Origin of the sequence: Ruegeria sp. HKCCA0235A (assembly GCF_013033235.1) — a bacterium.
Lineage (GTDB): Bacteria > Pseudomonadota > Alphaproteobacteria > Rhodobacterales > Rhodobacteraceae > Ruegeria.
Genome location: NZ_WQDQ01000003.1, coordinates 231,760 through 254,682, shown reverse-complemented (window position 1 = coordinate 254,682; position 22,923 = coordinate 231,760). Strand labels below are relative to the sequence as shown.

The 22,923-nt window shown below is 60.0% G+C and carries 21 protein-coding genes; 7 read left to right on the top strand and 14 right to left on the bottom strand.

Going from position 1 to position 22,923, the window contains the following annotated elements; translation table 11 throughout:
- Positions 1 to 166 precede the first annotated feature (166 nt).
- The 7 genes from GOW56_RS07305 to GOW56_RS07275 all read right to left on the bottom strand — a co-directional run bounded on the left by GOW56_RS07305 (position 167) and on the right by GOW56_RS07275 (position 7,917).
- Positions 167 to 949: a crotonase/enoyl-CoA hydratase family protein gene (locus GOW56_RS07305; protein WP_171205462.1), complete on the bottom strand. Its 783-nt coding sequence runs from the start codon at positions 947 to 949 to the stop codon at positions 167 to 169.
- A 1-nt stretch (position 950) separates the two neighbouring features.
- Complete coding sequence (locus GOW56_RS07300; protein ID WP_171205461.1) at positions 951 to 1,802, bottom strand: hydroxymethylglutaryl-CoA lyase; 852 nt, start codon at positions 1,800 to 1,802, stop codon at positions 951 to 953.
- Positions 1,803 to 1,880: 78 nt separating this feature from the next.
- The gene (locus GOW56_RS07295; protein WP_171205460.1) at positions 1,881 to 3,815 is read right to left on the bottom strand and encodes an acetyl/propionyl/methylcrotonyl-CoA carboxylase subunit alpha; all 1,935 of its coding nucleotides are present in this window, start codon (positions 3,813 to 3,815) and stop codon (positions 1,881 to 1,883) included.
- Positions 3,816 to 3,820: 5 nt separating this feature from the next.
- Positions 3,821 to 4,246 (bottom strand): ASCH domain-containing protein, encoded by a 426-nt coding sequence (locus tag GOW56_RS07290; protein WP_171167307.1) that lies wholly within the window; start codon positions 4,244 to 4,246, stop codon positions 3,821 to 3,823.
- A gap of 1 nt (position 4,247) precedes the next feature.
- Positions 4,248 to 5,852 (bottom strand): carboxyl transferase domain-containing protein, encoded by a 1,605-nt coding sequence (locus tag GOW56_RS07285; RefSeq protein WP_171205459.1) that lies wholly within the window; start codon positions 5,850 to 5,852, stop codon positions 4,248 to 4,250.
- Positions 5,849 to 6,394: a hypothetical protein gene (locus GOW56_RS07280; RefSeq protein ID WP_171205458.1), complete on the bottom strand. Its 546-nt coding sequence runs from the start codon at positions 6,392 to 6,394 to the stop codon at positions 5,849 to 5,851. The genes GOW56_RS07285 and GOW56_RS07280 overlap by 4 nt, the downstream gene beginning before the upstream one ends.
- A complete protein-coding gene (locus GOW56_RS07275) occupies positions 6,391 to 7,917 on the bottom strand; it encodes an AMP-binding protein (protein ID WP_171205457.1) in 1,527 nt (508 codons plus the stop codon). Before GOW56_RS07275 ends, GOW56_RS07280 begins: the two co-directional genes overlap by 4 nt.
- A 136-nt stretch (positions 7,918 to 8,053) precedes the next feature.
- On the opposite strand from GOW56_RS07275, the gene GOW56_RS07270 reads away from it, so the two are divergent.
- Complete coding sequence (locus GOW56_RS07270; RefSeq protein WP_171205456.1) at positions 8,054 to 8,656, top strand: OmpW family protein; 603 nt, start codon at positions 8,054 to 8,056, stop codon at positions 8,654 to 8,656.
- A 52-nt stretch (positions 8,657 to 8,708) separates the two neighbouring features.
- On the opposite strand, the gene GOW56_RS07265 is transcribed toward GOW56_RS07270, so the two are convergent.
- From GOW56_RS07265 to GOW56_RS07255, 3 genes are all read right to left on the bottom strand, one after another.
- Entirely contained in the window at positions 8,709 to 9,872 is a 1,164-nt protein-coding gene (locus GOW56_RS07265; protein ID WP_171115013.1) for an isovaleryl-CoA dehydrogenase, read from the bottom strand.
- A gap of 164 nt (positions 9,873 to 10,036) precedes the next feature.
- Positions 10,037 to 11,227 (bottom strand): DegT/DnrJ/EryC1/StrS aminotransferase family protein, encoded by a 1,191-nt coding sequence (locus tag GOW56_RS07260; RefSeq protein WP_171205455.1) that lies wholly within the window; start codon positions 11,225 to 11,227, stop codon positions 10,037 to 10,039.
- Between the two features lie 39 nt (positions 11,228 to 11,266).
- The gene (locus GOW56_RS07255; protein ID WP_171205454.1) at positions 11,267 to 11,938 is read right to left on the bottom strand and encodes an HAD-IA family hydrolase; all 672 of its coding nucleotides are present in this window, start codon (positions 11,936 to 11,938) and stop codon (positions 11,267 to 11,269) included.
- A gap of 134 nt (positions 11,939 to 12,072) precedes the next feature.
- On the opposite strand from GOW56_RS07255, the gene glmU reads away from it, so the two are divergent.
- Genes glmU through GOW56_RS07235 form a run of 4 tightly spaced genes read left to right on the top strand, consistent with a single transcriptional unit; the run spans position 12,073 to position 16,490 of the window.
- Positions 12,073 to 13,425, top strand: a complete 1,353-nt coding sequence (gene glmU / locus GOW56_RS07250) for a bifunctional UDP-N-acetylglucosamine diphosphorylase/glucosamine-1-phosphate N-acetyltransferase GlmU (protein ID WP_171205453.1) — start codon at positions 12,073 to 12,075, stop codon at positions 13,423 to 13,425.
- 3 nt (positions 13,426 to 13,428) lie between these two features.
- The gene (gene glmS, locus GOW56_RS07245) at positions 13,429 to 15,252 is read left to right on the top strand and encodes a glutamine--fructose-6-phosphate transaminase (isomerizing) (protein ID WP_171167300.1); all 1,824 of its coding nucleotides are present in this window, start codon (positions 13,429 to 13,431) and stop codon (positions 15,250 to 15,252) included.
- A 3-nt stretch (positions 15,253 to 15,255) separates the two neighbouring features.
- Positions 15,256 to 15,798 (top strand): pyridoxamine 5'-phosphate oxidase family protein, encoded by a 543-nt coding sequence (locus GOW56_RS07240; RefSeq protein WP_171167297.1) that lies wholly within the window; start codon positions 15,256 to 15,258, stop codon positions 15,796 to 15,798.
- A 5-nt stretch (positions 15,799 to 15,803) separates the two neighbouring features.
- Positions 15,804 to 16,490 carry a DNA alkylation repair protein gene (locus tag GOW56_RS07235; RefSeq protein WP_171205548.1) on the top strand — a complete coding sequence of 229 codons (687 nt, stop codon included), beginning with the start codon at positions 15,804 to 15,806 and terminating at the stop codon, positions 16,488 to 16,490.
- Here the strand turns inward: GOW56_RS07235 and GOW56_RS07230 are convergent.
- Positions 16,478 to 16,909, bottom strand: coding sequence for a hypothetical protein (locus GOW56_RS07230; protein ID WP_152458607.1), 432 nt, complete (start codon positions 16,907 to 16,909; stop codon positions 16,478 to 16,480). The genes GOW56_RS07235 and GOW56_RS07230 overlap by 13 nt on opposite strands.
- Positions 16,910 to 16,999: 90 nt before the next feature.
- Between GOW56_RS07230 and moaA the strand changes: the two genes are divergently transcribed.
- Together moaA and GOW56_RS07220 are read left to right on the top strand one after the other, a co-directional pair.
- Positions 17,000 to 18,007, top strand: coding sequence for a GTP 3',8-cyclase MoaA (gene moaA / locus GOW56_RS07225; RefSeq protein WP_171205452.1), 1,008 nt, complete (start codon positions 17,000 to 17,002; stop codon positions 18,005 to 18,007).
- A 1-nt stretch (position 18,008) separates the two neighbouring features.
- Complete coding sequence (locus tag GOW56_RS07220; RefSeq protein WP_171205451.1) at positions 18,009 to 19,307, top strand: 3-deoxy-D-manno-octulosonic acid transferase; 1,299 nt, start codon at positions 18,009 to 18,011, stop codon at positions 19,305 to 19,307.
- 71 nt (positions 19,308 to 19,378) lie between these two features.
- On the opposite strand, the gene GOW56_RS07215 is transcribed toward GOW56_RS07220, so the two are convergent.
- The 3 genes from GOW56_RS07215 to GOW56_RS07205 are packed head-to-tail and all read right to left on the bottom strand — an operon-like array spanning position 19,379 to position 22,911.
- The gene (locus GOW56_RS07215) at positions 19,379 to 20,542 is read right to left on the bottom strand and encodes a M20 aminoacylase family protein (protein ID WP_171205450.1); all 1,164 of its coding nucleotides are present in this window, start codon (positions 20,540 to 20,542) and stop codon (positions 19,379 to 19,381) included.
- 22 nt (positions 20,543 to 20,564) lie between these two features.
- Complete coding sequence (locus tag GOW56_RS07210) at positions 20,565 to 21,728, bottom strand: M20 aminoacylase family protein (protein WP_171205449.1); 1,164 nt, start codon at positions 21,726 to 21,728, stop codon at positions 20,565 to 20,567.
- Positions 21,729 to 21,744: 16 nt separating this feature from the next.
- A complete protein-coding gene (locus GOW56_RS07205) occupies positions 21,745 to 22,911 on the bottom strand; it encodes a M20 aminoacylase family protein (RefSeq protein WP_152458612.1) in 1,167 nt (388 codons plus the stop codon).
- Positions 22,912 to 22,923: the final 12 nt, after the last annotated feature.

The following is a 22,923-nucleotide window of genomic DNA, read 5'->3' as shown; positions in this document are numbered from 1 at the left end:
TGTCGGGTGCGCCGTCAATTGGCGTGTTGACTGGACATTCTCTATCTCTGCGGGGTCAGAGGGTCAACCGAACACAGCCCCCTTCGCGATCAAACCTGCGTTTGACAGCGCGGCATAGAATCGCAGCACCTGCGTTTGACTTTGGCTTGGCGGAACCTGGTAAAACCTACTTATTCCATGCAGGTTTTCGTTTTTCAAAAAACGCCGCGATCCCTTCGCGTGCCTCTTGTGTTTCCCAGCGCTCGACCAACTCGCCTATGGTCTGATCGATCACGGCATCGTCGATGCGCGGACCCAGAGCGCGTACCAGCGCCTTGGCAGAGGCAACCGCCCCGGGCGCGCAAGACAAATAGGGGCGAATTTCGTCCTCAACCGCGTCCGAAAGCCGATCTGCCGAAACAGTTTTCGCCAGCAGGCCCAGATCAACGGCCTCGGACGCATCGAACAAACGAGCTGACATGAACACCCGGCGCGCGCGGGCTTCGCCCATACGGGCGATGACATAGGGGCCAATTGTTGCGGGGATCAGCCCCAGGCGCGTTTCGGTCAACCCCATCTTCAGACTGTCGACCCCGATCGCGACATCGCACACGGCCGCCATGCCCACCCCGCCCCCAAAGGCATTGCCCTGCAACGCCCCGATCAGAGGCTTTGGCATCGTGTTCAGAGCCTGCAACATCTCGGCCAGCTTGCGCGCCTCGACGAAACGCGTCTTTTTGTCAGCCGCCATCTGGTCCTGCATCCACCCCAGATCACCGCCGGCACAAAACGTCTTGCCCGCTGCGACCAGAACGACCGCCCGGACCGCGTCATCCTGACCAAGTTGCGATGCCGCCTCGGTCAATTCCGTGATCATCTGCCCCGACATGGCATTGTGTTTTTCAGGCCGGTTCAGGGTAAGCGTCGCGACACCACGCATATCCGTCGAGATCGTGATCGTTTCAAACATGTCAGCCCCTCAAAGCCCTGGCCATCTGCGCGGCCTTTTCAATGACGTCGATATCCAGGCCAGTTTCATACCCCAGCCGCTGCAAATGCGCCGCAACATCCTCGGTGGCCACGTTACCGGCGGCACCCGGGGCGTAGGGGCAACCGCCCAACCCGCCCACGGCTGCATCGAACACCCGCACGCCCAGCGCCAATGCCGCATCGATGTTGTCGATCGCGCGCCCGTTGGTGTCATGAAAATGCCCCGCCAGCCGCGTCACCGGAACCCTCTCGCGCACAGCCAGAAGCATATGTGCAACCTTGTCCGGAGTTCCCTGCCCAATCGTGTCGCCCAGCGAAACCTCGTAACAGCCCAGCGCGAAAAGCCGATCAGCAACCTCAGCCACTTTTTCGGGCGGCGTCGGACCGTCATACGGGCAATCCGTCACGCATGAGACATAGCCACGAACCGGCAGGTCGATATGGCGCGCCGCCTCCAGAATCGGCGTGAACCGCTCGATCGACTCGGCGATGGAGGCATTGATATTGGCCTTCGAGAATCCTTCGGAGGCCGAGGCGAACACGGCGATCTCGTCCGCCTTGGCCGCCAGCGCGTCGCCATAGCCATGCATGTTCGGCGTCAGCGCGGCATAGCGCACCCCACTCGCACGCGTAATCCCCCCCAGTACCTGAGCGGAACCCGCCATCTGCGGCACCCATTTCGGGGACACGAAGCTTGCAACTTCGATCCGGCGAAAACCCGCACGGCTGAGACAGTCGATCAAGGCGATCTTGTCCGCGACCGGTATTTCGCGCTTTTCGTTTTGCAGCCCGTCGCGCGGCCCGACCTCATAGACTTCGACCAGCTCACCCATGTCCGCCCCCCTTCTGGATTGTCGTCGTTTCAAGCAAATATCGTCTGACCTTGGCACGCCGCGTTGCGCGGGTACAGATCAAGCTTCGTCCTCCAACCTCACCAGAGCAGCCCCGGCTTCGACCTGCGAACCATCCTCGACCAGCACTTCGGCAACGATCCCGTCCCGCGCCGCAAGCAGCGAATGCTCCATCTTCATCGCTTCCAAAATGGCCAGACGATCGCCTTTCTGTACGGTTTGTCCCGCTGTGGCAAAGACGGCTTTGACCAGACCGGGCATAGGCGCCTCGATCACATTGGTGTCGCCGGTCGCGCTGGTATCCCGGTCCAGCGGATCGATGACGTCGAAGCTCTGACCGTAATCGGTGAAAACCGTCAGGGTCCCGTTATGTGCGGCAACGCGAGGCATCGGCGTGCCGTTCAACATCCAGCGCCCGGCGGTGCGTTCCGCAACGACGCGGTTTTCGCCAACCTGCCAAATCTGGCGATCCGGCCCATCGACCTGCACGTCCAGATCCAGCACGTCGTCGCGACGGGACAATTGCACGGCACGATGCAGCGGCGCCCATAGCGAAAACCCGGTTTCCGGATCGACATCCACCAGATCCAATGCCGTCATCGCAGCCGCGACCGCAGTAACATCCGACGGCTCGGGTTCCTGCACCAACGTTTCAAGGTCCCGCCCGATCAGACCCGTATCGACATCGCCCGAGGCAAATCCTTCGTGACGCGTCAACGCGCCCAGAAAGGCCAGATTGGTAACAGTACCCGCAACTTCGGTCTGTTGCAGCACCCGGTTCAACGTCTCAAGCGCAACGGCACGCGTCGATCCATGCACCACCACCTTGGCGATCATCGGGTCATACCACGGGCTGATCGTGTCCCCGGCGCGAACGCCGCTATCGGCGCGACAATTGTCGGGGAAAACCAGATGAGTCAGCGTTCCCGTCGCGGGCAGGAACCCTTTCGGCACATCCTCGGCATAAAGACGGGCCTCGAAGGCATGGCCAGAGATCGCAAGATCATCCTGTTTCTGGGGAAGGCTCTCGCCTGCGGCCACGCGAAGCTGCCACTCGACCAGATCGATCCCCGTGATGGCCTCTGTCACCGGGTGCTCCACCTGAAGGCGCGTGTTCATTTCCATGAACCAGAATCTGTCGGGGCGCAGCCCGTCCGAGGCATCGACGATAAATTCGACCGTGCCCGCGCCTTTATAGCCGATCGCCTCGGCGGCCCGCACGCCGGCCTGACCCATAGCCTCGCGCATTTCAGACGTCATGCCTGGGGCGGGGGCTTCTTCGATCACCTTCTGATGGCGGCGCTGCAACGAGCAGTCCCTTTCGAACAGATGCACGGCATGAGTACCATCGCCGAACACCTGCACTTCGATATGGCGGGGTTTTGCCACGAATTTTTCGACCAGCACGGCATCATTGCCGAAGGCGGTCCGGGCCTCACCCCGCGCGCTGTCGAGAGCGGTCGCGAAATCCTCAGGGCGTTCAACAAGGCGCATCCCCTTGCCGCCGCCGCCCGCGACGGCCTTGATCAGAACCGGATAGCCGATCGCATCCGCCGCACCGGCCAGATGCTCGGGGTCCTGATTGTCGCCGTGATAGCCGGGTACGACCGGAACGCCGGCCTTCTCCATCAGAACCTTGGCCGCGTCCTTGAGGCCCATCTTGCGGATCGCATCCGCCGAAGGGCCGATGAACGTCAGCCCCGCCGCCTGCACGGCATCCACGAAATCGGGGTTCTCGGACAGAAAGCCATACCCCGGATGGATCGCCTGTGCACCGGTATCCAGCGCGGCCTGAATGATGACGTCGCCCTTCAAATAGCTGTCCGCCGGGGCGGGGCCGCCAATATGAACCGCCTCGTCCGCCATTTGCACATGCTTTGCCGCCGCGTCCGCATCGGAATAGACAGCAACGCAGGACACGCCCATCTTCTGAGCCGTCTCCATCACCCGGCAGGCGATCTCGCCCCGGTTGGCAATCAGGATTTTGTTGAACATGTCTTTCACCCTTCCACTGCCAGATCTTCGACTAGACGGAACCGTTCGCACACGAGTTTCATCTCAGGATCAAAGCCGCCGTTTCGCTGGAAATATCGACGATGATCTTCCCGCCATCCTTCAAGCGTTTCATTTTCACCTTCCGCCAAGGCGAATTCCTCGGTCACATCGCAGTAACGCTGGATCGAAACATCAACGGTTTCAATGACCAACGCCGGAGTGTCATCCCAGTTCAGCGCAATATCGCGGCGACCGGACTTGGGCATCTCAAGGCTGTCATCAGGATAGTTTCTGAGCGCGTCGCAGGTCGCTGTTTTACGGCCAGAACGGACCAAGGCCAGAAGCTCTGAACTCAGCACGGGGTTGTCGCCGAATTTGAAGGTTTGTGCACCGGGATAGCGGGCGATTATGTCTTTCAAACTCTCGCTCATCTCACATCCTGAACACGCCGAAACGTGTCTCCTCGATCGGGGCATTCAAAGCGGCGCTGAGCGACAGGGCCAGCACATCGCGGCTTTTGCGCGGGTCAATGATGCCGTCATCCCACAGCCGCGCCGAGGCGTAGAGCGGGTGCGACTGTTCCTCGAACATATCCAGCGTCGGGCGTTTGAACTCGGCCTCTTCTTCGGCGGACCACGTGCCGCCCTGCCGTTCTATCCCGTCGCGTTTGACGGTGGCCAGAACGCCAGCGGCCTGCTCGCCGCCCATCACCGAAATGCGCGAATTCGGCCAGGTCCACAGGAACCGGGGCTGATAGGCACGACCGGCCATGCCATAGTTCCCGGCCCCGAACGAGCCGCCGACCAGCATCGTGATCTTGGGCACCGACGTCGTGGCCACCGCCGTAACCATCTTGGCCCCATGCCGCGCGATGCCTTCGTTTTCGTATTTGCGACCGACCATGAACCCGGTGATGTTTTGCAGGAACACAAGCGGGATTTTGCGTTGCGAACACAGCTCGACGAAATGGGCACCCTTCTGCGCCGCCTCGGAAAACAGCACGCCGTTGTTGGCGATGATCCCCACCGGGCAGCCTTTGACATGGGCAAACCCCGTGACCAGCGTTTCGCCGAAGCGCGGTTTGAATTCGTCGAACCGAGACCCATCGACCAGACGCGCAATCACTTCACGGATGTCATAGGGCGTGCGCAGATCAGCAGGGACAACGCCCAGGATTTCCTCGGGGTCATAGGCCGGATCTTCGGGGCTGGCCCAGTCCACCGTCTGCGGCTTGCGGCGATTGAGTGACCCAACCGCCCGACGGGCCAAGGCCAGCGCGTGCGCATCATCCTCGGCCAGATAGTCGGCGACGCCGGACAGGCGCGTGTGTACATCGCCGCCGCCCAGATCTTCGGCGCTGACAACCTCGCCCGTCGCGGCCTTGACCAGAGGCGGGCCGGCCAGAAAAATCGTGCCCTGTTCTTTGACGATGATCGTCACATCCGACATCGCCGGCACATAGGCGCCACCGGCCGTGCATGACCCCATGACCACGGCGATCTGAGCGATCCCCTTCGCGCTCATCCGCGCTTGGTTGTAGAAGATGCGGCCAAAGTGATCGCGGTCGGGAAAGACCTCATCCTGATTGGGCAGGTTCGCGCCACCGCTGTCGACCAGATAGATGCAGGGCAGATGGTTTTCCTCGGCAATCTCCTGCGCCCGCAGGTGTTTCTTGACCGTCATCGGGTAATAGGTGCCGCCCTTCACGGTGGCGTCGTTGCAGACCACCATGACCTGCTGCCCCTGCACAAGTCCAATGCCCGCGATGACGCCAGCGCAGGGCGCGACATCGCCATACATCCCATGCGCCGCCGTCGCCCCGATTTCGAGGAACGGAGACCCCGGATCCAGCAGGTTCGCCACCCTCCGGCGGGGGAGCATCTTGCCGCGGGATTCATGCCGCGCGCGGGATTTCTCACCACCGCCCATGCGGGCTGCCTCGGCGGCGGCAGAGATCTGCGCCAGCGCGTCGAGATGGGCTGCGCGGTTGGCCTTGAAGCCCTCAGAGGCGGGCATGGCTTTGGATGTGAGTTTCATAAGGTAGCCTCCGAAAGATCAAAACCTGAATAAAAGAACCAACAACCGAGAAGAAAAACAGCAAAACTGATCACGCCAAGAACGTGTGGAATTAACCAAGTCCACCACACTTTTTGTTTCTTCGTATCGATCTCACGCTGAAAGTCCCTGCCTGCTTCAGCACTTTCATGACGAGAAGGCAGATACGCCTTAATGATGGACTGTTGGTCACGAGAGCGAGCCAGTTCTTGGTTCTCGTACAACAATGTCCAATTCAAGTGGATTATGTAGGTACAAACAAGTGAAGCTAGAAGACAGAAAGCAAAACATGTGCCAGCCAGAATTGCCATCTTTTCATTGTATTCCGGCGAGAGCTTCGCCAGAGCTGGAAGAGCAACAAGTGCACCGCCCGATATGAGCATAAAATTCTTTACAGCTAAGATACCGTACTCGTAACCGCGCTCGGAATAGGACCGCAGGTACTCTCCGTGAAAGTCATTGTTTCTCTGTCTTGCGGCTTCATAACCCTGCCAGTCGTCAACTGGTTTTTTGTTTTCTGTCATTTCTTGCCTTCCCCCGCCGCCCGCGCCTTCAACTCCTTGCGGATCACCTTCCCCGTCACCGTCATCGGCAGTTCCTCCAGAAATGCCACCTCGCGCGGATAGGAATAATGCGCCAGACGGTCCTTGACCCAATCCTGCAACTCGGCACCCGTGGCCTCGGCCCTCGGTTTCAACACCACATACGCCTTGACGATCTCGGTCCGCAGCGGGTCGGGCTTGCCGACCACGCCCACGGTGGCCACCGCCGGATGGGTCAGCAGGCAATCCTCGATCTCGGCCGGGCCAATGCGGTAGCCGGCCGAGGTGATCACGTCATCGTCGCGGCCTACAAAGCGCAGATAGTCGCCTTCCCACACGCCACGATCTCCGGTGATCAGCCAATCACCCCGGAACTTCTCGGCCGTCGCTTGCGGATTGTTCCAGTATTCCAGCAGCATCGACGCCGAACCCCGCCGGATGGCGACATCGCCTTCCTCGCTGGTCGGGTTGCCGACATCGTCGATCACCGCGACTTCATGCCCGGGCACCGGCTTGCCGATACAGCCGGGTTGAACAGGGAAATCCTCGGCGCAGGAGGATACGACCATGTTGCATTCGGTCTGGCCGTAGAATTCGTTGATCGTCAGACCAAACGCACCTTGGCCCCAGGCCAGCATCTCGGCCCCCAGCGGCTCACCCCCGGACGCAACCGAGCGCAAACCGGGGATCGCCTGATCAGCCGCCTTGAGCATCCGCAAGGCGGTCGGCGGAAAGAACACATTCCGCACCCCGCCCCGCGCAATGATCTCGGCGCAGGCTTCCGGGGTGAACTTCTCAAGCCGTGCCGCGACAACCGGAATGCCCAGCGCAAGGCCCGGCATCAGCACATCGAACAACCCGCCGATCCACGCCCAATCCGCCGGGGTCCACAGGCAGTCTCCTTCGCGCAGGTGATTGTGGCTGATCGAGACACCCGGCACATGCCCGGTCAGAACCCGATGCCCGTGCAGTGCGCCTTTCGGGCTGCCGGTTGTACCAGAGGTGTAGATCAATACGGCAGGATCCTCGGGCCCGGTCGCGGCATAGGGCAGCGCAGGACCGGTCACGCCAATTTCGGATGCGATAAGAGGTTCAGCCAGATCGCCCAGCAGATCCGCTCCTTCAGCATCGGTCAGCACGATCTGAACGCCTGCATCGCGCGCTCGCGACCGCAGCGCATCCTGCTTGAACAACTTGAACAAGGGCACCGAAATCGCGCCGATCTTCCAGATCGCCAAATGAGCTGCCGCACACCAGGGTGACTGGCTCAGCAGCACTCCGACCCGATCACCGGGCCAGACGCGGGCCAGCAGGGCGCGGGCGATCCCATCAGCCATTTGCGCCAGTTGCCCAAAGGTTATCAGCCGCTGCCCTGATCCGGTCAGATCGATAAGCGCCACCTGATCACCTGGATGGTTCAGACATTGCTGCGCCATGTTCAGCCGGTCCGGTATGTCCCAGCCTCCTCCTGAGCGCAAACCCGGTATGCGCTCAGCGTGCAGCAACGCGAATTCCCCTTGTTTTCCTGATGCTTCGCGACCTGACCTTGGGCAGACACATCACGCAAACTTGATGCAGATCAGAGTGGCCGGACACCGCCTTTGCGAAACCAAGAGCATCAACATAACCAAAGGCAAGAATATGACAAAGAAACTCGCCGCTTTGACACTGTCTACCGCGTTGGCCGCCCTGGCGGCTCCGGCTTTGGCCCAGTCGCAAGGGGACTGGACGCTGGGTATCGGTGTTGGCTATCTGGACCCGAAATCCGACAACGGCACGCTGGCCGGTGCGGCAGCGACGATCGACGCGGACACCCGCCCGATTTTCACCGCCGAGTACTTTATTCGCGACAACCTGGGCATTGAGCTTCTGGCTGCGACCCCGTTCAAACACACCGTGGCCCTTGGCGGTACGGACGCGGCCACGGTCAAGCACCTGCCGCCCACCTTGTCGCTGAACTATCACTTCCCGACCAACAGCGCCTGGAAACCCTATGTCGGCGCCGGTCTCAACTATACGATCTTCTTCGACGAGCAATCGCCCCTGGGTAACATCAAGGTCGATGACTCCTTCGGCGTCTCGTTGCAGGCCGGTCTGGATTACATGGTCACCGACAACGGGGCGATCCGCCTGAACGTGCGCTGGTTCGATATTGACTCGGACGTCTCGCTCAACGGCGCGCCCATCGGCACCGCGGAAATCGATCCCTGGCTGGTCGGTGTTTCCTACGTCCATCGGTTCTGATCCCGTTGCCAAAGCGCCCTGCGGTTACCTCGTCCGCAGGGCGTTCTTTCTTTCAGAGCATTTCATTCATCATTTCGCGGCCGATCAGCATCCGGCGAATCTCGCTGGTGCCTGCGCCGATTTCCATCAGCTTGGCATCCCGGAAAATCCGGCTGACTGGCGCATCCGACAGGAAGCCCGCCCCGCCCAGCGCCTGAACCGCCTGATGGGCCTGAACCATCGCCTGTTCCGACGCGTAAAGGCAGCACGCTGCGGCATCCTGCCGGGTCACGTCACCGCGGTCACACGCCTTGGCGACCTCATAGACATATGCCCGCGCCGAGTTCATCGCGGTGTACATGTCGGCAATCTTGCCCTGCATCAACTGAAAGCTGCCGATAGGTTTGCCGAACTGCTTGCGTTCCGCCAGATAAGGCATCACTTCGTCCAGACAGGCGGCCATGATGCCGGTCCCGATGCCTGCCAGCACGACCCGTTCATAATCCAGCCCCGACATGAGCACGGCAACACCCTTGCCCTCTTCGCCCAACACGTTCTCGAACGGCACCTCGACGTCTTCAAAGATCAGCTCAGCCGTGTTCGACCCGCGCATACCCAGCTTGTCGAAATGGGGCGAGGTTGAAAAACCCTTCATCTCTTTTTCGATCAGAAATGCGGTTATACCCTTCGATCCAGCATCGGGGTCCGTCTTGGCATAAACCACCAGAGTATCCGCATCCGGCCCGTTGGTGATCCAGTATTTGTTACCGTTCAGACGGTAATGGTCGTTCCGCTTTTCCGCGCGCAGCTTCATCGACACCACATCCGACCCGGCCGAAGGTTCCGACATGGCCAGCGCCCCCACATGCTCGCCCGAGATCAGCCGCGGCAGGTATTTCTGCTTCTGTTCTTCATTGCCGTTCAGCTTGATCTGGTTCACGCACAGGTTCGAATGCGCCCCGTATGACAAAGAAACCGAAGCTGAAGCGCGCGCGACCTCTTCGACGGCGATCGTATGCGCCAGATAAGACATGCCTGCACCGCCGTACTCTTCCGGCACTGTAACACCCAGCAGACCAAGCTCTCCCATCTCTTTCCACAGCTCGTTCGGAAAGGCATTGGTGGCGTCGATCTCGGCCGCCATCGGCTTGACACGCTCCTGCGCCCAGCGATGCACCATCTCGCGCAGGGCATTCACATCCTCACCCAGATCGAACTTCATCGTGGCCATGAACATCTGCGTCTTCCCTCCGCTTTAATGAACAAGTGTTCAATAAATCTCTAGCAGCGAATCTTTTGCCGGTCAATCTTTGTGACAGCGCGTCCAAAACGGAAAACACCGCCCCGAAAAGGGCGGCGTTTCAAAAGATCGAGCGTGCGCCGCAGGCGCACTCCGCTTGGTCAAGACTGATAAACCGCGCTCACTTCGGCCCGGATGATCCGGGCGATCAATCGACAATCCTCCAGGGAAAACGTCAAAGGCACGCGCATATCCATAACGCCGGCCAGAACGCGGTCACTTTTAGGCATCCGCTCGCTATCGAAATATCGCCAACTGTCATAGCGCGACGTGAATCCTGTCGGTTCGGCACCGCCGAACCACTTCAACTCAACCCCACGCGCCGCGCAACGGCTGATCACTTCGGCTATCCGTTCAGGCGCCCAATCCAGCAGCAGGAACTGAATCGAAGACCCGACATAGGTTTCCTCTTCGGGCCGTTCGACGATCGTCAGGCCCGACGTACCCCGCAACCCGGTTTCGATCTCGCGATAACGTTCGTTCCACCGGGCCACCTGTCGGTCCAGATCCCGCAATTGCGGGCGCAGGATCGCCGCGCGCAAATTGTCCATCCGGCCCGAGACGTTGGGCGTGGTGTATTTGATCCGCTCGAACACGTCCGGCCCCGGCGCCGCAAGATGGCGTTCGTACAACATGTAGGACCCCGACAACATCGTAGCCTTTGCCGCCAGTTCCTCGTCATCGGTGACCAGCAAGCCCCCTTCGCCCGAATTGACATGCTTGTAGGTCTGACAGGAATAACACCCGATCGCGCCCTGCCGTCCTGACAACTGACCGCGCCAGGCTGCACCCATCGTGTGTGCGCAATCCTCGATCACGATCACCCCGGCCGCGTCACACATCTGCATCAGCCGGTCCATATCACACAGATGCCCGCGCATATGGCTGAGCATCAGAACACGCGCTTGATCCAGTTTGCCCTCAAGATCATCCAAATCGATGGTCAGGTCTTCCGTCACTCCGACAAAAACTGCCCGCCCGCCGACCGAGGCAATCGACCCCGGGACCGGGGCCAGCGTAAACGCATTGGTTAAAACCGGATCGCCCGACTGCACGCCGACCGCGCGCAGGGCCGTGGCCAGAGCGTAACCGCCAGACGAAACCGCAAGACAGTATTTAGCCCCCATCTGCGCCGCAAATTCCTGCTCCAGCAGGGCCGTTTCCCCCAACTCTCCGGGGACGACATTGTATCGATGCAGACGCCCATGGCGCAGAACGGCCAGTGCCGCCTCGATTGCATCTTCCGGAAGGGGTTCTTGCTGCGTAAAGCTGCCAGAGAATACGTCGGTCATGGTCTTGTTCTGAGGCTCCGAAAGGGTCCGGTCAAGGTTTCAGGCTGCCGCACCGATCAGATCAGGCACGAGGCCGGGCAAGTCGTCAAAATGATGCAGAAGGGCTTCGGGTTCCAGCGCCGCCATGTCATCCCCCGATGGCCCGAAGGTAACCAGCACCGAAGGAACGCCCGCCGCTCTGGCGGTGTTGCGGTCGGTATCCGAGTCACCGACCAGCACGCACAAGTCCGGATCGCCCCCGGCACGGCGCGCGGCTTCACGCAAAGGCGCCGGGTCCGGTTTGCGGACCGGCAGCGTATCGGCCCCGACCAAAGATGCAAAACGGTTCCGTACTCCCATGCGCGTCAGCAACAATTCGGCCAGATGTTCCGGTTTGTTCGTGCAAATGCCCACACCGTAACCCGCGTCACTCAGCATCTCGACCGCCTGTAGGGCACCCGGGTAGAAACTGGTGTGGGTGTCGATGTCCTGCGCGTAGGCCTCAAGAAGAACCGGGTAATAGGCCTGCACCGTATCCTCGTCATAGGCCCCGACTCGTTTTAGCCCGTGGGTCAGCATCATGCGTCCACCTCGCAGCGCCACACCGGAATCTGGCCCGTGGACCAGTACATCCCCGTGCCCCATCATGCGGAAACAATGGTTCGCGGCCGCCAGCAAATCGCCGGATGTGTCCGCCAAAGTGCCGTCCAGATCGAAGATGACGGTGCGCATTTCGCCCCCTTGCTCGGCAGGTTTTCGCCGTATCCTGTTTCAATCGGCAATCTTGTTTGATGGCCGAACGGCTTGCGCCTTTGACCTCAGCGGATAAAACGGAAGGCAACAAAACACAAAGAGAAAACGAATTCATGACCACTGCACTTGTCATCCTTGCCGCCGGAAAAGGCACCAGGATGAATTCGGACCTTCCCAAAGTTCTGCATCCCATCGCTCAGGTTCCGATGCTGATCCATGCGATGCGCGCCGGATCTGTCCTGTCGCCCGAACATACCGTGATCGTCACCGGCCACGGGTCCGAAGCTGTGGCAAAGGTTGCACGGGCCGAGGATGAAGGGGCGCAGATCACCGTGCAGGAAGACCAGTTGGGTACGGCCCATGCGGTCGCCCAGGCCCGAAGCGCATTGAGCGGGTTCGAAGGTGATGTGGTTGTTCTTTATGGCGACACCCCGTTCTTGCAGCCCGACACGCTGGAAAGGATGATCGAGGCACGGTCAGGGAATGACCTTGTCATTCTTGGCTTTGAAGCAGCCGATCCTGCCCGTTATGGCCGGCTGGTTATGACTGGCGACGTGCTGGAACGCATTGTCGAATTCAAGGATGCGTCGGATGAAGAACGATCCATAACATTCTGCAATTCAGGGCTTTTGGCCTGCAATGCGCAGCTGCTGTTTTCGTTGATCGACGAGGTCGGAAACGATAACGCTTCGGGCGAATACTATCTGACCGACGTGGTTGAAATTGCGCGCCGCCGGGGGCTGAACGTGACCGCAGTCGCGTGCGACGAGGCGCAGACGCTGGGCGTGAACTCTCGCGCTGATCTGGCGGCCGCCGATGCCGTATTTCAGGCACGCGCCCGTGCCGAGCTTCTTGACCTGGGCGTCACCTTGATGGCGCCTGACACGGTGTATCTGGCCGCGGATACGGTGGTCGGGCGCGATACTGTGATCGAACCGAATGTGGTGTTCGGCCCGGGCGTCACGGTCGAAAGCGGCGCAACGATCCGCGCCTTTTCTCATCTTGAGGGCTGCCATGTCAGCCGGGGCGCTGTCGTCGGCCCCTACGCTCGCCTGCGCCCCGGTGCCGAACTGGCCGAAAACACGCGGGTCGGCAATTTTGTCGAGATCAAGAATGCCGAAATCGCCGAAGGCGCGAAGGTCAATCACCTCAGCTATATCGGGGACGCTTCGGTTGGCGCTGCGACCAACATCGGCGCAGGCACGATCACCTGCAACTACGATGGCGTGATGAAGCACAAGACCACGATTGGTGAGAATGTCTTTGTCGGCTCGAACACCATGCTGGTAGCGCCGGTCACAGTGGGCGACGGCGCGATGACCGCGACGGGCACTGTCGTGACCAGGGATGTGGACCCTGATGCGCTGGCTGTTGCGCGGGCCAAGCAGGAAAACAAGCCCGGATATGCGCGTAAATTGTTTGATATGTTGAAGGCGACGAAGGCTCGCCGCGATAAAAAGGCCTGAGATATGTGTGGAATAGTAGGTGTTTTGGGGCAGCACGAGGCCGCCCCTATTCTGGTAGAAGCCCTGAAACGGCTGGAATATCGCGGCTATGACAGCGCCGGGATTGCAACCGTCAACGACGGCGCATTGGGCCGGCGGCGCGCGGTTGGCAAGCTGGTCAACCTCAGCGACCTTCTGGTGCATGATCCTCTTCCCGGAAAATCCGGCATCGGCCATACCCGCTGGGCCACGCATGGCGCCCCGTCGGTCAACAATGCACATCCGCACAAGGCGGGCCCGGTGGCCGTCGTTCACAACGGCATCGTCGAAAACTATCGCGACCTGAGGGCCGAACTGGCCGAACATGGTGTTGATTTCCAAACCGAAACCGACACGGAAACGGTTGCCCTCATGACGGAACACCACCTGAACTCGGGCCTGTCCCCGGTTGAGGCCGCGTTCAAGACGATCGACCAGTTGGAGGGCGCCTTTGCGCTGGCCTTTCTGTTCGACGGAGAGGACGACCTGATCGTGGCGGCCCGCAAGGGATCACCACTGGCCATCGGACATGGGGATGGCGAGATGTATGTGGGCTCTGACGCCATCGCCCTGGCGCCTCTGACCAACCAGATCACATATCTGGAAGAAGGCGACCGCGCGGTTCTGACCCGAACGTCGCTTGAAATCCGCAACGAAGCCGGTGAGCTGGCCAACCGGGAAAAGCGCAAGATCAAGCTGGATCATACGCGTGCGGACAAGGGCGAGCACAAGCATTTCATGGCCAAGGAAATCGCTGAACAGCCCATCGTTGTAGCAGAGGCGATCCGGTCCTACCTGCCCACGGGCGGTGACCGCGTGGCACTGCCCGATGCCGATCTGGATTTTAGCAAGCTGGACCGTCTGACCATGGTGGCCTGCGGCACCGCGTTTTACGCCTGCCTGACCGCGAAATACTGGTTCGAGCAACTGGCCAAGATGCCGGTCGAGGTCGATATCGCCAGCGAGTTCCGCTATCGCGAACCTCCGATCACGGATCGAACACTGGCGCTTTTCGTCAGCCAGTCGGGCGAAACCGCCGACACGCTGGCCGCGTTGCGGTATTGTGAGGGCAAGGCAGACAAGATCGTTTCGGTCGTCAACGTGCCCGAAAGCTCGATTGCACGCGAAAGCGATATCGCCTTGCCGATCCATGCCGGTGTCGAAATCGGAGTGGCGTCGACAAAAGCCTTCACCTGCCAGTTGAGCGTGCTGCTGATGCTGGCGCTCAAGGCCGCAGCAGACCGGGGCACGATGACGGATGAGGACATCGCCGATCATGCCGCCGCGCTGCGCGGGTTGCCGACCGTATTGAACGCCGCACTCGATCAGAACCGGGCAATCCGCAAAGCCGCCCAACGCCTGTCCGAGGCACGCGACGTCCTGTTTCTGGGCCGTGGCCTGATGTATCCGCTGGCAATGGAAGGCGCGCTGAAGCTGAAGGAAATCAGCTATATCCACGCCGAAGGTTATGCGTCAGGAGAGTTGAAACACGGCCCCATCGCCCTGATCGACAAGCATATGCCCGTGGTTGTCATGGCACCCCGTGACACCGTGTTCGACAAGACCGTGTCGAATATGCAGGAAGTGATGGCGCGTAAGGGCAAGGTGATCCTGGTTTCTGATGATGACGGCATTGACGAGGCCGGCGACGGCGTCTGGAGCACCATCCGCATGCCGCATGTTCACACCAGCCTTGCACCGATCCTGTATTCGGTTCCCGCGCAATTGCTGGCCTATCACACGGCGGTTGCCAAGGGCACGGATGTGGATCAGCCGCGCAATCTGGCCAAGTCGGTCACGGTGGAGTGAATTATGGCCAAGCAGTTCCCGCAGCTTGATGAAGCGCATCAAAAGTTCATCGAAGATCAGCACATGTTCTTCGTCGGCACCGCTGGGGCCGAAGGTCGTGTCAATATTTCCCCCAAGGGAATGGATTCGCTGCGGGTATTGGGGCCGAACCGCATCGTCTGGATGAACCTGACCGGCAGTGGCAATGAAACGGCGGGGCATCTTTTGCAGATCAACAGGATGACGCTGATGTGGTGTTCCTTCACCACACGTCCGATGATCCTGCGCACCTATGGCACGGCACGTTGCCTGCATGTCGGGGATGATGGCTGGGACGACCTTGCCGGCCTATTCCCAAATCACCGAAGCGCACGGCAGATCTATGACCAGTCGATCGACATGGTACAGACCTCTTGCGGCTATGCCGTGCCTTTCATGGAATTCCAATCCGACCGCGATACAATGCAGAAATGGGTGGATGGAAAATCAGACGAGGACATCCGCTCGTATTGGGTGGAAAGGAACAGCCATACGATTGATGGAAAGCCAACCGGCGTACCGACGTGAGCCCGATGCTGAGTGGATATCTCGATCAGATCAAAGCGCATGGTGACCCCGAGCGGGCGACCCAGATGGCCAGTTACCACAAGGCGGATCGCATCTATCTGGGCGTCGCGAACCCGGTTCTCAACGACCTGACCAAGGCGTGGCGGAAAGAACTGGACGTGCCGGCGCGGGTCGCATTGGCGGACGGGCTATGGCAAAGCAACATCCACGAAGGGCGACTTGCTGCATCCAAGCTTTTGACTCAGGCACGCATCCGACCGGATGCGGCGGTTTGGAATTTGCTTCAAAGCTGGCTGCCGGATTTCGATGCCTGGGCCGTTGCGGACCATGCGTGCATGGCGATGCAAAAACGGCTTTCAGCAGATCCCGAACGGTTGGACGAAGTCGAACTGTGGACCCGATCCGATCACATGTGGACCCGGCGCGCGGCCATGGTTGCAACCCTGCCCTGGACCAAACAGAACCACCCCAAGCCTGACGATCTGCACCGCCGTGATCGCATCCTTGGCTGGGCTGCGGGATATGTTTCGGACCGCAACTGGTTCATCCAGAAATCCATCGCCTGGTGGCTGCGCGAACTGTCCAAACATGACCCGGAACGCGTGATCGCCTTTCTGAAACAACACGGTGATGCCATGAAGCCGTTTGCCCGCCGCGAAGCAGGCAAATACCTGAAAAATCAGTTCACATAGACCTCAAGCTCGACAAGTTCGTCGAAGGGCACCAGCAGGGCCCTCATGGCGTCCAGCGACAAGCGGCTGCCGCTGCTGTCCGGACCGGAAACCGGGACCAACGTAATATAGGCCTGCGCCCCGGTCCGTGGCACGACGACACGCGCCGTAACTTCGCTGTCCACCAGCGGCGTCTGCATCCAGCGCCCCGGAGTGGTCGGATCCCCAAGCCCGGCGATGGTGGTTTTCGCCCCAACCCAGTTCGGGCGCGCGGAAACCGGTTCGGGTTGCAACACCTCTTCGGCAACTGCTGTGCCCGTTTCCGTGTCAGACACCGTCTGGGCGGGCGCGTCGCCCCCGCCGAACACTCGATCAGTCGTTGACTGCACGGCGTCGCATCCGGCCGTCATTACGCATGTCAAAACAAGTATTTTCTTCATGCCAGAAACCTACAACCCTGCGCCCACCTGTTCCAGCGCAAAGCGCAGTTCGCCCTTGTCGCGGCCATGTTCCAGCTTTACGTATATGGCATGACAGCTCCGCTTATCGACCCGTTTGCCCGCGCCATCACGTATCTCCGCGTCTCCGTCACGGATCGCTGCGATTTCCGCTGCGTGTATTGCATGTCCGAGAACATGACCTTTCTGCCCAAGAAAGACCTGCTGACATTGGAGGAACTGGACCGGATGTGTTCGACCTTCGTCAGAATGGGAGTCGAAAAGCTGCGCATTACGGGTGGTGAGCCTTTGGTGCGTCGCAACATCATGACGTTCTTCAATTCGATGACACGTCATCTGGACAGCGGTGCATTGAAGGAGTTGACGCTGACAACCAACGGTTCGCAACTGCACCGATTTTCCGAAGACCTTTATGCGGCCGGTGTGCGTCGGGTGAATGTCTCGCTGGACACTCTGGATGATGACAAGTTCGCCAAGGTGACGCGCTGGGGTCGCCTGAAACAGGTTTTGAACGGAATCGACGCCGCGCAAAAAGCTGGCCTGCGGATCAAGATAAATGCCGTTGCCCTGAAAGGGTTCAACGAGCCCGAACTTCCTAAAATCACGGAATGGTGCGCCCAGCGGGATATGGATCTGACCTGGATCGAAGTCATGCCCATGGGCGATATCGGCAACGAAGACCGCCTGGATCAGTACTGGTCGCTCAAGGACGTGCGGAAAGAATACGAAAACCACTATTCGGCCACCGATCTGGCCGAACGCAGCGGTGGCCCGGCCCGTTACGTGCGCCTCGAGGAAACCGGCCAGAAAATCGGCTTTATTACGCCGCTGTCGCACAATTTCTGTGAAAGCTGCAACAGGGTCCGCCTGACCTGCACGGGCGAACTCTACATGTGCCTGGGTCAGGAAGACATGGCCGACCTGCGCGGCGCCCTGCGCGATCATCCTGATACCGAACAGCCACTTGAGGACGCGATCCGATCTGCGATCAATCTCAAGCCCAAAGGGCATGACTTCGACTATTCCCGTCAAGCCGTCGATGGCCGGATGAGCCGTCACATGAGCCATACAGGCGGCTGATATGCCGGATCACGACGGCCGCCCCACGGCGTTGTACCATGTGTACTGCGCCCTCACATCTCTGGCAGCGCCTCTGATTTGGCGGGTCGTTCGGAACAAGCTGCGTGCAGCAAACGTACCTGATAAGCGTCAACAAGAACGCCTTGGCCATGCCAGCCTGCCCAGACCAAATGGGCGTTTGGTCTGGTTCCACGCCGCCAGCGTCGGCGAAAGCCTTTCGGTCCTCAGCCTGATCAGACGGCTAGCAGACCGCCTGCCCGAGGCCGAGTTTCTGATCACCTCGGGCACCCCGACCTCAGCGGCTCTGATCGAAAAACGCCTGCCGCCCCGCACACGGCATCAATTCCCGCCGCTGGACACGGCAGGCCCGGTCCGGCGCTTTCTGAACCATTGGCAACCAGAGGGCGGAGTTTTCGTCGAAAGTGAAATATGGCCGCGTTTGATCGTCGAAAGCGCAAGACGCGGCGTTCCGCTGGCTCTTCTGAATGCACGACTGTCGGACAAGTCCGTTGCCGGTTGGAAAAAACGCCCCAGAACAGCGCGGTTCGTATTGGGCAAGTTCAACCTGTTCCTGACACAAAACGGCAAAACCGCAGCCAACCTGATAGCCATGGGTGCCCCTGTCGGCCGCGTCCGGCCCGGCACCAATCTCAAGGCCATGTCAGACCCTCTTCCCATAGACCACGGCACGCTGGACGACATTGGTTCTCAGATTTCTGGCAGACCTGTGTGGATCGCCAGTTCAACCCATGCCGGTGAAGAGGAAATCGTTCTGGCCGCGCATAAATCACTTCTGGAACGCTGGCCCGATCTGCTGCTGTTGCTGATCCCCCGCCACCCAGAGCGCCGCGGCGATATCGCAAAACTACTGGACGCCTCCGATCTCAACGCCGCGTTCCGATCAGAAAGTTCCCCGATCAAAACCGAAACCCAGGTATATGTCGCCGACACATTGGGCGAGACCGGCACATGGTACGCTCTGTCTCCCATCGTGTTCCTGGGCGGCTCCCTTAAAAATATCGGCGGCCACAACCCTTTCGAACCCGCCCAGGCCGGAGCCGCCGTGATAACCGGTCCCGGATACTTCAATTTTGCTGAAACATTCGCGCCGTTGATCAAAACCGGTGGCGCCATCGAGGTTCAAACCGAAACAGATCTCTCTGCGGCGGTCGACCATTGGCTTTCAGACGACCAAGCCCTGACCCGGGCCCGCAGCGCCGCCCAATCCTGCGTCAAGACGCAAAGCAACGCACTGGATTCCGTCGTGGAAACGCTGTGCCGTTCGCTCGACCTGACGTAAGTAGGCGGGATCCTTCTTCATCTGGCCAAAAATATCCCGGGGGTGTGGGGGCAGAGCCCCCCCCCGCCCCATCAGGCCGCCGGCATCCGCTGCTCGACGATCTCTGCCCACCAGCTGCACCCGGCGGGAATCGCCTCATCGTTGAAGTTGTATTCCGGGTGGTGAACCATGGCCGTATCGCCGTTACCCACTAGAATATAGGCGCCTGGGCGCTCCTCCAGCATAAAGGCAAAATCCTCGCCGCCCATGACCAAAGGCGCATCATCACAATCACCAGATACCGACCGGGCAACAGCTGCTGCAAACTCTGTCTGCTCTTCACTGTTCACCATCACCGGATACCCGCGGATATAGGTCACATCGGCGGTGCCTCCGAACGTTGCCGCCACACCATTGCAGATCTCATTGATCCGCTTTTCGGCCAGATCCCGCATATCCTTGCTCATGGTGCGCACGGTACCCTTGATCTGAACAGTCTGCGGGATCACGTTGAACGCTTTCGACGAGGTCTCGAACGACGTCACCGACACCACGACCTGGTCGATCGGATCGGCATTGCGCGAGGAAATCGTCTGAAGCGCCAACACCGCCTGCGCGGCCAGTACCGTGGTATCTACTGTTTCATGCGGCTTGGCAGCATGACCGCCGCGCCCTTCGAAAGTGATGTCGAACTGATCGGTTGCGGCAAAGAAAGAGCCGGGACGGATGGCGAACTTGCCCACAGGTTGTCCCGGCCAATTGTGCATGCCGTAGACTTCCTGAATATTCCAGCGTTCCATCATGCCATCTTCACACATTTCACGACCACCACCGCCGCCCTCTTCGGCAGGCTGGAAGATTACAACAACCGTGCCATCGAAATTTCGGGTTTCAGACAGATACTTCGCCGCACCAAGCAGCATCGCCGTGTGGCCATCATGGCCGCAGGCATGCATGGCGCCCGGCGTTTTCGACGCATAGTCCAACCCCGTCGCCTCATGGATCGGCAACGCATCCATATCCGCCCGCAAACCGATCACCTTGCCGCTGCGGTCCGATTTGCCCTTGATCACGCCAACAACGCCTGTACGCCCGATGCCGGTGACGACCTCGTCGCAACCAAACTCCTGCAACTTCTCGGCCACCATTGCGCTGGTGCGGTGCGTTTCGAACAGGATTTCAGGGTTTTGGTGCAGATCCCGTCGCCAGGCGGTGATCTCATCCTGCAATTCGGCAAAGCGGTTTTTGACTGGCATGTCTATTCTCTCCTAATTCAGTTCAAGCCGCCGGCATTCGGCGCTCGACCATTTCTGCGAACCACGAACATCCAATCGGGATGATCTCGTCGTTGAAATCGTATTCAGGGTGGTGCAACCCGGCGCTGTCACCGTTGCCCAGAACGATGAAGGCTCCGGGCCGTTCCTCCAGCATGAACGAGAAATCCTCGCCCCCCATCACCATCGGCGCCTCGATGCAGCTGCCTCCGACCGAGACTGCGGCCTCTGCCGCATATCCCGTCTGAGTTTCGGCATTGATCGTCACCGGAACGCCGCGCGAGTAATTGACGTTCACGGAACCACCGAATGTTGCTGCAATCCCTTCGGCGACCTCTTTGAGGCGCTGTTCGATCAGATCTCGCATCTGGTTGGAATGGGTCCGGACCGTGCCGCGTATCTGCGCCGATTGCGGGATCACGTTGAACGCTTTCGATGATGTCTCGACAGACGTCACCGACAGCACGGCTTGCAGGATCGGATCGGCATTGCGCGACACGATCGTCTGCAATGCCACGATCAATTGCGACAGCATCACCGTCGTATCGACCGTCTCATGGGGTTTTGCAGCGTGACCTCCGCGCCCTTCAAGATGGATATCAAATTCGTCCGCTGCGGCCAGCAAAGGGCCCGAACGGATCGCGAACTGCCCGGTCGGCAGGCCCGGTACGTTGTGCATCGCATAGACTTCCTGAATGCCGAACCGGTCCATCAGACCGTCCTTGCACATGGCCTCGGCGCCATTCCCGCCCTCTTCGGCGGGCTGAAAGATCAAGATTGCAGTGCCATCGAAATTGCGCGTCTCAGACAGGTACTTTGCCGCCCCCAAAACCATGGCGGTATGCCCGTCATGCCCGCAGGCATGCATCGCGCCTGATGTCTTCGAGGCATAGTCCAGCCCGGTCTGTTCCTGCATCGGCAGCGCATCCATGTCGGCGCGCAGGCCAATCACCCGGCCCTGCGTGTCGCTCTTTCCCCGAATGACCCCGACCACGCCGGTGCGACCGATGCCTGTAACGACCTCATCACAGCCGAATTCCTTCAGCTTTTCCGCCACCAGCGCGCTGGTGCGATGAGTGTCGTACAGAATTTCCGGGTGTTGGTGAATGTCACGCCGCCAGCCTGTGATCTCTTCGTGCATCTCTGCAAGGCGGTTTTTGATCGGCATGTCACTCTCCCTCAAATTATGCCACGGGCAATCGTCGTTCCACGATCTCGGCAAACCAACTGCAACCGGCGGGAATCGCATTGTCGTCAAAATTGTATTCCGGGTGATGGCACATCGCCGTGTCCCCGTTCCCGATAAAGATGTAAGCTCCGGGCCGTTCTTCAAGCATGTAGGCAAAATCTTCCGACGGCATGATCGGATCGGTGCTGTCATTGACCTTGCCCGCCACGGCCTCGGCCGCCTCGGCAGCGTATGCCGTTTCGGCCTCGGAGTTCACAGTCACAGGATAGCCGGGCGTCCAGACGACATCCGCCTTTGCGCCAAAGGCCGAGGCCGTATCCTCGGCGATCCTGCGCACGCGTTCTTCCGCAATGGCGCGGTATTCGGGGTCGAGCGTCCGGACGGTCCCCTGCAAGCGGACGGTATGCGCGATCACGTTCGACGCGACACTGTCCGTTTCAAACGTACCCACGGTCAGCACCACGCGTTTGATCGGATCGACGGTGCGCGCTACGACGGATTGCAACGACACGACGATATGCGAGGCCACCAGCGTGGTGTCTACCGCATCATGCGGTGCGGCGGCGTGTCCGCCCTTGCCGGTGATCGTGATTTCGAATTCATCAGATGAGGCCAGCAAGGCGCCGGGTCGGATCGCGAATTCGCCCACCGGCAACCCCGGCATATTGTGCATGCCATAGACCTCATCAATGCCCCAGCGATCCATCAGGCCGTCCTGACACATGGCCAGACCGCCTGCGCCACCTTCTTCGGCGGGCTGAAAAATCAGAACTACGGTGCCATCGAAGTTTCGGGTTTCAGCCAGGTACTGGGCGGCCCCAAGCAGCATCGAGGTATGCCCGTCATGCCCGCAGGCGTGCATCTTTCCCGATACGGTCGAGGCATAATCCAACCCCGTCGCTTCTTCGATCGGCAATGCGTCCATGTCAGCACGCAACCCGATCACGCGCCCGGTCGTATCCTGCCGCCCCCGGATCACGGCCACGACACCCGTCCTGCCAATTCCCGGCGTGATCTCATCCACACCAAATTCCCTGAGACGCTCGACTACGAAAGCAGCCGTTTCATGCACGTCATACATCAGTTCAGGATGTGCGTGCAGGTGGCGGCGCCACTTGGTAATATCGCCATGCATCTCTGCAAGTCTGTTTTTGACAGGCATCTCAAGACCCTC